Source organism: Rhizobium sp. AB2/73 (genome assembly GCF_020871915.1).
Lineage (GTDB): Bacteria > Pseudomonadota > Alphaproteobacteria > Rhizobiales > Rhizobiaceae > Rhizobium > Rhizobium dioscoreae.
Genome location: NZ_CP067072.1, coordinates 337122 through 350855, shown reverse-complemented (window position 1 = coordinate 350855; position 13734 = coordinate 337122). Strand labels below are relative to the sequence as shown.

The 13734-nt window shown below is 60.7% G+C and carries 13 protein-coding genes; 9 read left to right on the top strand and 4 right to left on the bottom strand.

Annotated features, from left to right (window positions below):
- The first annotated feature begins 9 nt into the window (after positions 1-9).
- On the top strand, positions 10-909 hold the full coding sequence (locus tag I8E17_RS21305; protein WP_069614687.1) for an ABC transporter permease: 900 nt from the start codon (positions 10-12) through the stop codon (positions 907-909).
- Positions 910-918: 9 nt separating this feature from the next.
- Positions 919-2241, top strand: coding sequence for an FAD-binding oxidoreductase (locus tag I8E17_RS21300; RefSeq protein ID WP_069614688.1), 1323 nt, complete (start codon positions 919-921; stop codon positions 2239-2241).
- 127 nt (positions 2242-2368) lie between these two features.
- Here I8E17_RS21300 and I8E17_RS21295 read toward each other — a convergent pair whose 3' ends face one another.
- The 3 genes from I8E17_RS21295 to I8E17_RS21280 all read right to left on the bottom strand — a co-directional run bounded on the left by I8E17_RS21295 (position 2369) and on the right by I8E17_RS21280 (position 5990).
- Entirely contained in the window at positions 2369-3496 is a 1128-nt protein-coding gene (locus I8E17_RS21295; RefSeq protein WP_069614689.1) for an FAD-binding oxidoreductase, read from the bottom strand.
- 68 nt (positions 3497-3564) lie between these two features.
- Positions 3565-5094, bottom strand: coding sequence for an amino acid ABC transporter permease/ATP-binding protein (locus I8E17_RS35360; RefSeq protein WP_069614690.1), 1530 nt, complete (start codon positions 5092-5094; stop codon positions 3565-3567).
- Between the two features lie 68 nt (positions 5095-5162).
- Entirely contained in the window at positions 5163-5990 is an 828-nt protein-coding gene (locus tag I8E17_RS21280) for an ABC transporter substrate-binding protein (RefSeq protein WP_069614691.1), read from the bottom strand.
- Positions 5991-6177: 187 nt separating this feature from the next.
- On the opposite strand from I8E17_RS21280, the gene I8E17_RS21275 reads away from it, so the two are divergent.
- Together I8E17_RS21275 and I8E17_RS21270 are read left to right on the top strand one after the other, a co-directional pair.
- Positions 6178-7260 (top strand): LacI family DNA-binding transcriptional regulator, encoded by a 1083-nt coding sequence (locus tag I8E17_RS21275; RefSeq protein ID WP_069614692.1) that lies wholly within the window; start codon positions 6178-6180, stop codon positions 7258-7260.
- 187 nt (positions 7261-7447) lie between these two features.
- Positions 7448-9199: a thiamine pyrophosphate-binding protein gene (locus I8E17_RS21270; protein WP_069614693.1), complete on the top strand. Its 1752-nt coding sequence runs from the start codon at positions 7448-7450 to the stop codon at positions 9197-9199.
- Here I8E17_RS21270 and I8E17_RS21265 read toward each other — a convergent pair.
- Positions 9190-10119, bottom strand: a complete 930-nt coding sequence (locus I8E17_RS21265; RefSeq protein ID WP_069614756.1) for a LysR substrate-binding domain-containing protein — start codon at positions 10117-10119, stop codon at positions 9190-9192. The genes I8E17_RS21270 and I8E17_RS21265 overlap by 10 nt on opposite strands.
- Between I8E17_RS21265 and I8E17_RS21260 the strand changes: the two genes are divergently transcribed.
- Genes I8E17_RS21260 through I8E17_RS21240 form a run of 5 tightly spaced genes read left to right on the top strand, consistent with a single transcriptional unit; the run spans position 10118 to position 13730 of the window.
- Positions 10118-10696 carry an Lrp/AsnC family transcriptional regulator gene (locus I8E17_RS21260; RefSeq protein ID WP_229002179.1) on the top strand — a complete coding sequence of 193 codons (579 nt, stop codon included), beginning with the start codon at positions 10118-10120 and terminating at the stop codon, positions 10694-10696. The genes I8E17_RS21265 and I8E17_RS21260 overlap by 2 nt on opposite strands.
- Before the next feature lie 28 nt (positions 10697-10724).
- Positions 10725-11558 carry a transporter substrate-binding domain-containing protein gene (locus tag I8E17_RS21255; protein ID WP_069614695.1) on the top strand — a complete coding sequence of 278 codons (834 nt, stop codon included), beginning with the start codon at positions 10725-10727 and terminating at the stop codon, positions 11556-11558.
- 11 nt (positions 11559-11569) lie between these two features.
- On the top strand, positions 11570-12283 hold the full coding sequence (locus tag I8E17_RS21250; RefSeq protein WP_069614696.1) for an aspartate/glutamate racemase family protein: 714 nt from the start codon (positions 11570-11572) through the stop codon (positions 12281-12283).
- Positions 12283-12939 carry an amino acid ABC transporter permease gene (locus I8E17_RS21245; protein ID WP_069614697.1) on the top strand — a complete coding sequence of 219 codons (657 nt, stop codon included), beginning with the start codon at positions 12283-12285 and terminating at the stop codon, positions 12937-12939. Before I8E17_RS21250 ends, I8E17_RS21245 begins: the two co-directional genes overlap by 1 nt.
- The gene (locus tag I8E17_RS21240) at positions 12936-13730 is read left to right on the top strand and encodes an amino acid ABC transporter ATP-binding protein (RefSeq protein WP_275950142.1); all 795 of its coding nucleotides are present in this window, start codon (positions 12936-12938) and stop codon (positions 13728-13730) included. Before I8E17_RS21245 ends, I8E17_RS21240 begins: the two co-directional genes overlap by 4 nt.
- The last annotated feature ends 4 nt before the right edge of the window (positions 13731-13734 follow it).

Genomic DNA, 13734 nt, shown 5'->3' with positions numbered 1-13734 from the left:
AGAAACGCCATGTCTTCCTCCTCCCCCGCAACCCTTTCGCAATCATTATTCGCCCATTGGCGCTGGTGGCAAAATCGGACCTTGCGCCGTTTCGTTCGCCACAGGCTCGCGCTCCTCGGCGTGGCCATGATCACGCTCATAGTCCTTGCCTGCCTGCTCGGGCCGTCACTGCTTCCCTATGACGAGCTTTATATCGACCTGCGTGCTCGTTTCGCACCGCCCTTTACGGCCGGCTACCATATTTTCGGCACTGACCCGCTTGGGCGCGACGTTGCCGCACGCCTGTTCATGGCGGGCCGGATTTCGCTCCTCGTCGGCTTCTTCGCGATGGTGCTCAGCACACTGATCGGCACGGTGATCGGCGTGGTGGCGGGCTATTACGGTGGGCGCATCGGGATATTGCTCATGCGCTTCGTTGATGCCTTTCTGTCCTTTCCCAGCATCTTCCTGCTGCTGGCGCTGGCCGCCTTCATCAAGCCGAGCCCCTTCATGATCACCGTCATCATCGCGGTGACGAGCTGGATGGAGACCGCGCGCATCGTCGAGGCGGAAGTACGATCGCTGCGCGAACGCGATTTTGTGCTCGCGGCGCGCATGCTCGGCCTCTCCAACAGATGGATCATGTTTCGCGAACTGCTGCCGAACGCGATCGGCCCGATCATCGTCGCCGCTACGCTGACGGTCGCCCGCGCCATCCTGCTCGAAGCCTATGTCAGCTTCCTCGGCTATGGTATCCAGCCGCCGCTCCCGAGCTGGGGCAATATGCTGAACGGCGCCCAGCAATATCTCGCCAGCGCACCATGGCTGGCCATCGTCCCGGGCGTCGCTATCACGCTCGCCGTCACCAGCTTCAACTTCATCGGCGACGGCCTGCGCGATGCGCTCGATGCCCGCAGCGATCTGCACTGAGGATGCAGGATGACGAAATTTTCGCCGTTCAAAACAACCCTGTGGTATGCCACTGCGGCCCCCGCACCCGATACAGCGGAGCTGGAAGGCACGATCAAGGTCGATGTCTGCATTGTCGGTGGCGGCTATACGGGCCTGACCACCGCTCTTGAGCTTGCGAAGAGCGGCACAAGCGTCGTGCTTCTCGAAAAGGAGGAAATCGGCTTCGGCGGCTCCGGCCGTAACGCCGGGCACTGCACGCCGACTTTCACCCATTACAGCCTGCCGGAACTGCGCTCCATGCTGGGCGAGCCCTGGGCCGAGCGATTGATCGCCCGGCAGACGCGCGCCAACGACCGTGTCTCCAGCATGATCCGGCAGTACCAGATCCAATGCGAATGGCAGCGGAATGGCTATGTCATGGGCGCGCTTTACCCCGGCTTGATGAAGACAATCGAGGAGAAGGTTCGCACCTACAATGCTGTCGGCGCGAAAACGCGGGCCATCGGCAGGGACGAAGTTGCAGCGATCACCGGCAGCCCGCGCTTTCACGGCGGCTGGCTGCATGAAGAGGCCGGCCATCTTAATCCCCTCGGCTATTCTCGTGGTCTCGCACGTGCTGTCATCCAGGAAGGCGGCGTCATTCACACCGATTCGCCGGTGACCGGCTGCGAGCGCGTGGCGGGCGGCTGGGCGGTCAGCACGCCGAAGGGGAAGGTCATTGCCGACAAGGTGATCTTCGCGACGGGCGCCTATACCGTCGGCGGCTGGCCGAAACTCGATCGGACCTTCAAGATCCAGAGGGTCTTCGTCGCCGCTACCCAGCCGCTTTCCGACGACGAGCGGCTGTCGGTGCTGCCGCGCAACACCACCATCCATGATGGACGTGGCGATATCTATGTCTACAAATACAATGCCGAAGGCCGGATCGTCGCCTCCATGTTCCCGATGGGACGGCGCGGCCGCGACATGGACTATACGCGGCAGGTCATGAGCGACCGGCTGAAATGGCTGCATCCGCAGATCAAACAGGAGATCCGCTGGGAATATTTCTGGTTTGGCGAGCTGGACATGCAATACCGCACCATCCCCCGCCTTTACGATCTGGCGCCAGGCGTCGTGGCGCTGACGGGCCTGTCCGGCCGAGGCGTGCCAACAGGCAGCATGCTCGGCGGCATCCTCTCGGAATGGGCCAGAGGTGTGCCGGAAAAAGACCTGTCGCTGAAGCTGGAGCCGCTTTCGGCGGCTCCCTTCTATATGAATTACGGTCCGAAGCTGACGCTGCGCTATTATCGTGTTTCGGATTGGATCAAGGCCAAACTGGCGGGCGTTCCCTTGCCGCCGCATGCCTGATCGCCGCCAACATCCTCAATATCAGGAGAAGGCCGAAATGCCGGCAGGCGCGACAGGTTTGACCGTGAAGACCGCTTGCGTGCGCTCACGGACACTCTTGAACCTGTCTGCTGCTGTTCCGATCAAGCTATCTGGCGAAGCGTTCCGGCCGGAAAGAGGCCAGAAGCGGATGACGCTTGCCGGTGGCGATCTCGTCGGCAAGCAGTTCGCCGGCGATCAGGCCGAGAGTGGCACCGCTATGGCTGAAGGCGACGAAATAGCCCGGTATGGCCTGCAATTCGCCGAAAACCGGCTCGCCATCCCCCGGAATGGGTTTGGGGCCAACGCCGTAGTCGCCGATTTCGAGCTTCGGGTTCCCTTCCAACACTTTTGAGGCTTCCTGCAGGAGCCCTTCAAGGGTCGAAGGCTTGATTGCGTAGCTGCCATCGTCCTTTACGATAACCTCTTCTTCCGACCAGGCTGAATCGAGCGCAAAGGCGCCGTCAGGAGTGGGCCTGATGGCAACCCTTGGCGTATTCAGCACGGCCTTCAGGGGATGCCTGACCGGCTTCGTCCGAACGAGGAGAGCGATCGGCGTATCGTCGCCAATATGCTGACCGGCTTCCGCAACGATCGCCGGCACCTCGCCGCCGGCCGCCAACAATACGGCATCGGCGGCCCAACGGGCGCCATTCGCAGTCGTGACGCCACGGGCGCAGCCATCCTCCACCTTGATAGTCGCCCGGCCGGCATCGGTGACGATTTCGCCGCCCAATGCCCGGAACTCTTCGGCAAGAACGCCGATCAGGGACGGCAGATCGACCCACCCCTCGCCCGGATTGAAGATTGCGCCCTGCTGCGTGACGGCGCTTGCATTGACGCCCGGCGTCACTTTCGCAATCTGGCCCGGCGTCAGCAATTGGGCATGGTAGCCAAGGTCACGCTCGTAATCGAAGACGGCGGCAATGTCGTTATCGGCTTCGTCGGCATCCCAGGTCAGGCCGCCGTCGAAACGTAGCCATGCCGCGTCCGGATATCGTGCGGAAAGCGTGCGATAGCGGTCGATGCCGGCGAGACGCAGCCGATGATAGGCATCGGAGCGGCGCCTTGCGGAATTGAGCCAGGCGAGCGAGCGGCCCGATGCGCCATTCGCCAGCGGGCCGTCGTTGATCAGCGTTGTCTGAATGCCTAGTCGCGCCAGATGAACGGCCGTGGAAACCCCGAAAATACCGCCGCCGACAACGACGACTTTTGAAGAACGAGTGGGAGCATGCATGTTGGAAAACCTTGTCAGTAGGGAATGTTACGATCGAAGGGCCGTCTGATTTCTCGCCGGCCCCTTTGTCAGAGGACCTCGGCGAGGAAGCGTTTCAGCCGTTCGCTTTGCGGATTGTCGAAGATCTGTTGCGGCGGGCCGGCTTCAACGATGCGGCCTTCATCCATGAAGACGACCTGATCGGCGACCCTGCGGGCAAATCCCATTTCGTGAGTAACAACTGCCATGGTCATGCCCTGGCGCCCGAGATTGGCCATCAGGTCGAGCACCCCCTTCACCAATTCCGGATCGAGCGCGCTCGTGACCTCGTCGAAAAGGATGACTTCCGGATCCATGGCGAGCGCCCGGGCAATGGCGACGCGCTGCTGCTGGCCGCCGGAAAGACCGGCTGGGCGATGGTCCTTGCGGCCACCAAGCCCCACTTCCGCCAGGCGGGTCTCGGCAATCCGCCGCGCCTCAGCTTTCGGCATCCTCTTGATCTTCGTCAGCGACAGCATGACGTTTTCAAGCGCGGTGTGATCGGGAAAGAGATTGAAGTGCTGGAATACCATGCCGACGCGGCGGCGCAGGCTTTCCGGCTTCATGGACAGGATGCTTTCGCCATCGAGCGCGATGTCGCCGCGCTTCGGCTCAACGAGCCTGTTCAAGCACCGGAGCAGCGTCGACTTGCCCGATCCCGACGGCCCGATGATGCAGGTCACCGTGCCTCTGGCTATGTCGAGATCGATGCCTTTCAGCACTTCGAGATCGCCATAGGACATGCTGAGATCGCGGATTTGAACGGCCCCACCTTTGAAGCGCGGAGTAGCGGCGTCTGTAGGCATCCCGGTACCCGAGGCAGCCTCCAGTTCGCCGACCTCAACAAGGCCGCTCGTGCCACCGGAGCCGCGCCCCTGCCGTCCAAGGCGCAAACGCGCGTCGATGTAGTTGACGAGATGCGTCAGCGGCACGGTGATGACCAGATAGAAGATGCCGGCCAGCAGCAGAGGCGAGAGATTGCCCGTCACCACGGCCTGATCCTGGCCGACGCGAAAGATTTCGCGCTCAGAGGCCAGCAGCCCCAGGAAGTAGACGAGGCTCGAATCCTTGACGTTGCCTATGAACTGGTTGACGAGGGCGGGCAGGACACGCCGGACCCCTTGCGGAATGACGATCAGCCGCATGCCCTGTCCGTAGCTCATGCTCAGCGCGCGGCAGGCTTCCATCTGCCCCCGCTCGACGCTCTGAATGCCGGATCGAAAGATTTCGCCGATATAGGCGCCGGCGATCAGGCTGAGCGCGATGATGCCAAGCGGAAAAGGCGACGGCCCGAAGATCTCGCGGCCGATGCGGGCAAAGCCCTGGCCAATGATGAGGATCGTCACGATCGCCGGCAGGCCGCGAAAAATATCGGTATAGATGCGCGCCGGCAGGCGCAGCCAACGTGACTGCGAAATGCCCATAACGGCGAGCACCATGCCGATGATGACGCCGAGCACGGTGGAGGCTGCCGCCAAGATGAGTGTGTTCTTCAGTCCGACCGTGATCATGCTCGGCAGGACTTCTGCCATCGCATCCCAATCGAGGAAGCTGCGACGGAGATTTTCAAGCCAATCCATTCAATTCCCCATGAAGTTCGTGAGGCAGGTTAATGCCGCCGCCCGGCAGGCCGGGCGGCGGCGCGGCCTTACTTCTTGGGAAGATATTGATCGGGCATCGGCGAGCCGGGGAACCACTTCTCATAGAGCGTCTTCCAGGTGCCATCCTGCATCGCTTCGTGCAGCGCCTTGTTGAGCGCCAGCCGGAAGGCGTCGTTGCCCTTGTGGACGACGAAGCCCGCCGGTGCGTCGAAGGATGGTATATTCACGGCAATCTTCAGTGCCGGATAGCGCTCGCCATATTGTTTGGCTGCTTCATAATCGAGGAAATGCGCGTCGATGGTGCCGTTGTTCAGCGCCGCCACGGCAGAATTGTTGTCCGGAAATTTGACGAGATCCGTGCCGGTGAAATTCTTCGTGGCATAGACCTCCTGCAGCGTGCCCTGCACGACGCCGAGGCGCTTGCCCTTGAGCCCGGCTGCATCCTTCATCGAGGCATCCGATGTCAGAACCGAGAGATAGCCGGCGAGATAGCCATCGGAGAAATCGACCGTCTTCTTGCGTGCTTCGGTCGTTCCGATTGCGGCAACGGCGACGTCGAAACGCTGGTTGGCAACGGAGGGCAGTAAGGCCGAGAACTCCTGGCCGGTAAACGTCACCTTGTCCTTGGGAAAGCCCATGCGGGAAACGACGTTCAGAAAGAGCTCGATATCGAAGCCGGTGAATTGCCCATCGGCCGTCGTGAAGGTGTAGGGCTTGGAATCTCCCATCGTGCCGACGCTGATGACGTTCGGATCGATCAGGTTATAGGGGTTGTCGGCGGCGACCGCCGGGCCGACGCTTGCCGCGACGATATAGGCGAGCACGCCAGCGCGCAGAGGCGCGGCGATGGCCGAGAAAATGCTGGATAATTTCATTGTTCGTTCTCCGCTCTGAAGGATGCTCTTATCGGCATTCATGCATGCGCGTCCGCATCTCCACTCCTTGCGGCAGCAAGAGATTTTCTGGACAAGAGACCGGTATCATATAGAAAGAGACCGGTCTCAGCGCTATTTGTTAACTTCAGATTGACCGCCCGTCAACAACTCTTGTAATCGTCATCCCATGGAAGAGCCCCTCACCTCGAAACGCTCCGTAACCGTCGCCGATGTTGCCAGGGTCGCTAAAGTCTCGAAGGCGACCGCTGCCCGTGTGCTCGGCGGCTATGGCGTCGTCAGCGACAAGGTTCGCGAGCAGGTGCTTGCCGCTGCCGCCGCACTCGAATACCGGCCGAACGAACTTGCCCGCAGCATGACGACGGGTAAATCCGGCATCATCGGGGTCGTGGTCGGCGATATCGAAAATGCCTTCTTCAGCCTTGCCGTCCGGGGCATCAGCGATGCCGCGCGCATGGCCGGCTTCAATGTGATCATTGCCAATTCCGGCGAAGAACTCGATGCGGAAAAGTCGGCGGTCGACTTGCTCATCGGCAAGCGCGTCGATGGATTGATCGTGACGCCGGCACGCTGCGATCGGATGGAGCATCTTCACGACATACGGCGCGTCGGCGTGCCTCTTGTCCTCTTTGACCGAAACATTCCGGAGCTCGGCGTCGACGCCGTGACGGGCGATGATTTCGATGCCGCCGTGATCGCCACCCGTCATCTTCTCGACGTGGGGCATAGACGGATCGCCTATATATCGGCGATGGATGCCGGAAGCGAACCCCTTGGCGATATCAGCAGCATTTCCAATTCCGCCGTGCGCGAACGGGTGGATGGCATGTTGAAGGAGCAGGCCGATGCGGGCATCGAGAACGCGCTATATTACGTGCGGCTCGGCGCGACCGACCAGCCGAGGACGGATGAGGTCGTCAAGAGCCTGCTGCACGATGCGGCGCCTCCCACCGCCATCATAGCGTCGGACAGTCTCGTCGGGCTCAGGGTCTTCAAGACCTTGCAAAAACTGGGATTGTCCATGCCGCGCGATATATCGATGATCTCCTTCCTTGATGCGGACTGGACGACCGTCACGGCACCGCCGATTACCGTCGTCGACCAGCCCGTCTACGAAATGGGAAAGAAGGCGGCCGAGCGCCTGATCTCGCGGCTGAACGGCAAGGATCTGCCCGTCGGTAGAACCGCCATCAAAACACGCCTGATCGAGCGTGGATCGGTCGCCTCACCACCTCAGGGCGGCAATCGATAACGCCTCGCTTGGTAAGTCACAGCGCGGATATGATCGCGATGCGCTTGGTGCACGCCAGCCCCATGCAATCTCAAGGACAGAGCCGGCAGATTGCCGGCGACTGCCGCTTCAAGCCGCCGGTTTGCCGGTCCCCGGCAAACCTCTGCTTCATTATCCTGATCAGCACAGCGAGATACAGGAGAGACGAATGCGCGGTGCTGACATTCTGGTAGACATGCTCATCGGATACGGGGTTGATACGATCTTTGGTGTCCCCGGAGATACCAATGTGCCGCTCTATGAAGCACTCCAGCACCGCGAAGGCGAAATACGGCATGTGATGGCCCGCGACGAGCGCTCTGCCGGCTTCATGGCGGATGCTTACGGGCGGTTCACCAACAAGCCCGGCGTGTTTGAATGCCCATCGGGCGCCGGCGCGATGTATTCCTTGCCGCCGGTTGCTGAATCGAACGGATCGTCGGTGCCGGTAATCCTGCTGACCATCGACATTCCACTGCCCGGCGAAGGACGCGGCGTCCTGACGGAATTGGATTGCGCGAAACTGTTCGAACCGGTCACAAAGCTGTCCGTGCAGGTAAAGACGCCGGAAAAGCTGCCTGAAATCATCCGCCGCGCCTTTCGCGTCGCCTGCTCAGGCAAACCTGGCGCCGTGCATCTGCAGATTCCCGAGGATATGCTGCTGGCCGAGATAGACCTGACGCAAATATCTCTGCATGTCGAGGAGGAATGCCGTACCTTCCCTGCTTATCCCACGCTGCCGCCGCGCTCGAAGCTCGAAGAGCTGCTGGAGCTTCTTTCCAGGGCCGAGCGACCGCTGATCGTGGCTGGAGGTGGGGTGAACCGCGCCCGTGCAGGCAACGAGATCACCCGGCTTGCCGAAAAATTCAATGTGCCGATGTGCACGACGATGACTGGCCAGGGTGCAATCGATGACGACCATCGCCTCGCAATCGGCGTCATCGGCGACAACGGATATCATCCGCATGCGAACTGGGCGCTTGAACATTCCGATTTCACGCTGTTCGTAGGCTCGCGCATCGGTTCGGTCGTCACCATCGGCTGGACCTTTCCGCGGATCACGCTCAATAAACGCCTGGCGCAGATCGATATCTCGCCCGAGATCATGGCGAACAACTACGAGAATCTGCTGTCCATCCAGGGAGATGCCTTGCTTGTCCTCACGGAGTTGCTGGAGCTGAAAGCAAGTATCGAGTCCGCATTGCACGAAGCCTGGGTCGGCGAGCTCAACCGGCGTCGGCAAGTCTTTTGGGAGCATGCGGAGGAGGCGCTTTCCGACGAGCGGGTTCCGTTGCGGCCCGAGCGCGCGGTGCGTGCTTTCAATCAAGCTTTGCAATCTTCCGGCAAGCCCGCGCTCATCTACTCCGATGCAGGAACGCCGACCCCATACATGACGCGCTTCCTCAAAATCAATGACCGCGAGACCCGCTTTGCCATACCACGTGCCTTTGGTGGCCTCGGTTCAGCGCTTCCCGCAACAGTCGGCGCCTGGCGGGCCGATCCATCGAAGAGGCCAATCGGCCTCTTCGGTGACGGATCGTTCGGCATGACGGTCGGCGAACTGGAAACGCTGGTGCGCCTGCAGGTGCCGGCGATCCTTATCCTCTTCAACAACGGGACATTCGGCTGGATCAAGGGCCTCCACCGGCTCAAAGGCCATAATCATTGCTTCGGCGTGGATTTTCTGGCGCCGCGCGGTCAGGCAATCGCGGAGGCCTATGGTCTCAAGGCATGGACGGCCAAAACGGCTTCGGAACTCGATACCGCGTTGGCGTCCGCCTTTGCTCACGACGATGGGCCGTGCTTCATCGACGTTCATGTCGAATCCATCGCAGACCGGGTACCGCCGGTCTATTCATGGCTATTGAAGCGGGGAGAGGATCCGCTCGAGCTAAAGCCGGTGGAGAAGGCCTATTTTTGATCCAAGGGATACGCCAGAGGCAGGAATTGCCGCCGGCGCGTGAATTCGGTGGCGAACCAATCGCGGAAGATCCGCACATTGGCCGAGTTCATCCGCGCCTGGGGGAAACAGAGATAAAAGCCTTCCCCCGACGTCTGGAGCCTGCTTAAGGCGGGCTTCAGAATTCCTGCGGCAAGTTCGGTGCGCACATGGAGCTCGGGAACGACGGCCAGCCCCATGCCGCTGATGGCACATTCGAGGATCATATCGAAGTTCGGCAAACGCGGACCGTAGATGCGGCTCTTGTAGTGCACGCCTGCTCCCCGCAGCCAATGCAGCCACAGGCTCGGCCGGCTGGAATTCTGGATCAGCGGGTATTCCAGCAGCGCCTCGTCATTTGGCAGGCCTTGCAATGGCACCAGATTCGGCGCTCCCACAACGATCAACTCCTCATCGAAGAGCAACTGACTGCGCGCCCCGCTCCAATTGCCCGTACCGCGAACGAACGCAAGATCCAGCTCGGATGCCGCGAAATCGAGATCGTGACGACAGGGATAGACCTCGAACCATGTTTGAGGATGCGCGGCTGCAAAGGCAGTCAGCATCGCAGCACCCCAGCGCCGCATCAATGTCGGCGGAAAGCCGATCTTCAGCATGCTCTGCGCCTTTCGACCGCGGACAGCATCGATGGAGACATCTTCCAACTTGTCGAGCAGGCGCGAAATCTCATCGTAATAGCGCGCGCCCTCCTCCGTCAGCACCAGCTTCGGGCCGGCGCGCTCGAACAGGGTAAGTCCAAGAAAATCCTCAAGGTTTTTTATCTGCCGGCTGATGCCGCTCTGCGTGATCCCCATGTCCTCGGCTGCCTTGGTAAAGCTCAAGTGACGCACGGATGCATCGAAGGCATGCAGGGCGCTCAAGGATGGCAGAAAACGGCGCATGACGAAGCTCCTGTTGAATATCATGAATAAAAGTCATGAAGAACCCATTTTTCAATGCTTTTCTTTGGGAAAATTTGGCCCCAGTCTTCCTACAAAAGAAAGTGGGAACGACATGGACTACGGCGACAGCATTGACCGCAATCTGCTTAGCATCCTGGAGGAAAACGCACGCGTAACGGCCAGTGAACTGGCGCGACGTGTCGGCCTCGCGCGCTCAAGTGTCCAGGAGCGTATCGAGCGGCTGGAACGTCGCGGCGTCATCCTTGGCTATCGTGCGATCGTGGGCCGTCGCGAGATTGATCAAAGCGTTTCAGCCTATATCTTCATCACCACCGCCCTGCGCGCGACGCAAAGGCTGTTTGCGGTATTGCGCGGCTATCCCGAGATCCTGACCGCCGACGCGATCAGCGGCCCGGCCAACATTCTCTGCCGCGTGAACGTCAATTTTTTAGAAGATCTGGAAGCGCTCATCGACGAGCTTGCGCGGATCGAAGAAATCGAAAGCGTGACCTATTCGGTCGTCCTTTCCAACAAAATCAATCGCGAAAACGCATTGATCGCCCGCAAGGCGCAATAGGGAACGAGCAATCAACTGGGATATGACCATGAACAGACGTGATTTCGGAAGGGCAGTGCTGCTCGCAGGCGCTGCTGCGCTACTTCCATCCTCCGCACTTCTTGCAGCGACCGAAGGTCCGACGCTCGAAGCGATCCGGGCGCGGGGGGCGCTGCGGATCGGCGTGTTTGCAGGCACCGAGCCTTACTATCACAAGAATCTCGCAACCGGAGAATGGGAAGGTTTCTGCGTCGCGATGGGACACGACCTCGCGCAATATATCGGCGTCAATCTGGAACTGGTCGAGACGACCTGGGGCAACTCCGTGATCGATCTCCAAAGCAACAAGATCGATATCATGTTCGGGCTCAGCAACAATCCGGAGCGCGCCAAAGTTGTCGATTTCACTAAGGCACTGATGGACAATACCTTCACACTCGTTGCTCGCAAGGATCTGGAGGTGACGAAGTGGGAGGAAATGAACAGACCGGAGATGCGGGTGGCCGTCGACCTCGGCTCGACGCAGGACAACTTTGCTCGCAAGAACCTGCCAAACTGCACGCTGGTTGCGCTCAAATCTGCCGATGAGACCATTCTGGCGCTTCAGTCGGGTCGCGCCGACGCCATCATCCAGGTCGCGCTCCTTGCCGTCGTGACGACGAAACACCTCGCTCCAAACGTCAAACTCATCATTCCCGACCCTCACGGAAGCCAGCCGACCACGATCGGCGTGCGCCGCGATCCGAATGGCGAATTCCGCGACTATGTCGATGCCTGGCTGGCGGAACGCCGCGGACAAGGCAAGGTCTCGGGCTGGATTGTCGATAGCCTCGCGCTCGTGGGTGTCGACAAGGCTACACTGCCTGCAAGCCTGACCTTCTGACAGGCACGACCATGCCCATCTCTTCGGGTGCCTTGGGCATCATCATGCTGGATACGACGTTCGAACGCCCGCCCGGCGATGTCGGCCATGCTGGATCATGGCGCTTTCCGGTCCGGTTCCGTCGGGTGCGCGGTGCATCCGTTTCCCTCGTCGTCCGTGCGGGCGGCGAGGGTCTCGTCGACGATTTCGTCGCCGCCGGACGGGAGCTGATCTCGGAGGGCTGCAGCGCGATTATCACGTCCTGCGGCTTCATGGCGCGACACCAACGGAAGCTGGCCGAGGCGCTGGGCGTGCCGGTGGCTGCCTCCAGTCTCATGCAGCTGCCCATGGTCGAGATGGCGCTCGGCGCAGGCCTGCGCCCCGGCGTGATAACCTATGACGCAGCCAGCCTCGTTCCCGAGGTGTTCGAAGCCTGCGGAGCAGATCCATCCGTGCCCGTGCGCGGCGTGCCCGCCAACGGGGCATTTCACGCGCTCATCGAAGGCTCTGCCACATACGATCACGCGGCGCTGGAGGCCGAAGTGGTCGATGCTGCACGCAAGCTCGTCGCCGAACATCCGTCAGTCGGCGCCATCGTGCTGGAATGCACCAACATGCCACCCTTTGCGCAGGCGATCGCGACGGCTCTCCGCCTTCCCGTCTTCGACATCCTGACATTGGGCGACTGGCTTTTTACATCAACCTCTCCCCGGACTTTCAGCCGGGCCGAACAAAGCGCGCTGTGATGCAATATCAATGGGACTTTTCCAGCCTTTGGCAGTACCGCGGCCTTTTTCTTCAGGGCTTGAGCTACACGGTCGGCTTTACCGTTCTGACCATCGTCTCCGGAATTCTTGTCGGCACGCTCTTCGCTCTTGCCCGGCTTTCGGGTGTGAAAATCGTCACCGTTCCAATCATGACGATTGTGGAGCTCTTTCGCTGTACGCCCGTGCTCGTACAATTGGTCTGGTGTTACTATGCCTTGCCCATGCTGGTCGGAATTCAGATCTCCCCTGCGATGGCAGCCTTCATCACGCTGACCATGTACGGCGCCGCGTTCTATGCGGAGATCATTCGGGGCGGCATCGTCTCGATCGATGCCGGGCAATGGGATGCCGGCCGCGCGATCGGCATGCGTCGAGGCCAGTTGATGGCCAAGATCATTCTGCCGCAGGCGTTGCGCCGCATGGTGCCGCCGCTGGTCAACCAGTCTGTCCTGCAGCTCAAGAACACCTCGCTTCTCTCCGTGCTCGCCGTGCCCGACCTGCTGTATCAAGGTCAGCTCGTAACCTCGGCCACCTACCGGCCGCTTGAAACCTACACTTTGATTGCATTCGTCTATCTGGCGGTCCTCTTCCCCATGACACGCCTGGCGCACTGGCTGGAGGGTCGTAAGGCATGAATGGCAAGGTAGAGAGAATGGGCGCAGAAGAGCCGATGATCGAGGTCGTGGGCCTGAAGAAATCCTTCGGTCCTCTGGACGTCTTGAAGGACATCAACCTTTCGGTGCCGCGCGGTCATGTGGTGGCGATGATCGGGCCAAGCGGCTCGGGAAAGTCGACCCTATTGCGCAGCCTCAATCTGCTGTCATTGCCGGATGCGGGCTGCATTACCATCGGCGGTAGGCGAATGGATTTTTCCGCGGGCCGGGTTGCCATGCGCGACCGGGACCTTGCGGCCTTCCGTGCCAATACCGGGATGGTGTTTCAGAACTTCAATCTGTTCCCGCATATGAGCGTCATCGACAACGTGATGGTCGGGCCGGTGAGCGTGCTGAAGCAGGACAGGAATTCCGCGCGAACCGTCGCGATGGAGCTTCTCGCCAAGGTCGGCCTGGTCGCGAAAGCCGACGCGCGCCCGGAGCAGCTTTCGGGCGGGCAGAAGCAGCGCGTGGCGATCGCGCGCGCGCTCGCCATGAAACCGGAAGTCATGCTGTTTGATGAGGCCACCTCGGCACTCGACCCTGCACTGGTCGGCGAAGTTCTGGCGGTCATTCGTCAGCTAGCCGAGCAGGGCATGACGATGATCCTCGTCACTCATGAGATGGCCTTTGCCCGCGATGTCGCAGATACGGTCATCTTCATGCAGGACGGCTTCGTCGTCGAGTCGGGTGATGCGCGCCAGGTCATCAACGAGCCTCGCGAGACGAGAACGCGAGAATTCCTCAGCCATTTCCATGGCGGACTTTCCTGAGAGC

Bases quoted from the DNA above. Each gene is read 5' to 3' on its own strand.
- I8E17_RS21275 (WP_069614692.1), top strand. From the start codon at position 6,178: ATGGAAGAGCCCCTCACCTCGAAACGCTCCGTAACCGTCGCCGATGTT.
- I8E17_RS21255 (WP_069614695.1), top strand. From the start codon at position 10,725: ATGAACAGACGTGATTTCGGAAGGGCAGTGCTGCTCGCAGGCGCTGCT.
- I8E17_RS21270 (WP_069614693.1), top strand. From the start codon at position 7,448: ATGCGCGGTGCTGACATTCTGGTAGACATGCTCATCGGATACGGGGTT.
- I8E17_RS21280 (WP_069614691.1), bottom strand. From the start codon at position 5,990: ATGAAATTATCCAGCATTTTCTCGGCCATCGCCGCGCCTCTGCGCGCT.
- I8E17_RS21305 (WP_069614687.1), top strand. From the start codon at position 10: ATGTCTTCCTCCTCCCCCGCAACCCTTTCGCAATCATTATTCGCCCAT.
- I8E17_RS21265 (WP_069614756.1), bottom strand. From the start codon at position 10,119: ATGCGCCGTTTTCTGCCATCCTTGAGCGCCCTGCATGCCTTCGATGCA.
- I8E17_RS21300 (WP_069614688.1), top strand. From the start codon at position 919: ATGACGAAATTTTCGCCGTTCAAAACAACCCTGTGGTATGCCACTGCG.
- I8E17_RS21260 (WP_229002179.1), top strand. From the start codon at position 10,118: ATGACGAAGCTCCTGTTGAATATCATGAATAAAAGTCATGAAGAACCC.
- I8E17_RS21240 (WP_275950142.1), top strand. From the start codon at position 12,936: ATGAATGGCAAGGTAGAGAGAATGGGCGCAGAAGAGCCGATGATCGAG.
- I8E17_RS21295 (WP_069614689.1), bottom strand. From the start codon at position 3,496: ATGCATGCTCCCACTCGTTCTTCAAAAGTCGTCGTTGTCGGCGGCGGT.
- I8E17_RS21245 (WP_069614697.1), top strand. From the start codon at position 12,283: ATGCAATATCAATGGGACTTTTCCAGCCTTTGGCAGTACCGCGGCCTT.
- I8E17_RS21250 (WP_069614696.1), top strand. From the start codon at position 11,570: ATGCCCATCTCTTCGGGTGCCTTGGGCATCATCATGCTGGATACGACG.
- I8E17_RS35360 (WP_069614690.1), bottom strand. From the start codon at position 5,094: ATGGATTGGCTTGAAAATCTCCGTCGCAGCTTCCTCGATTGGGATGCG.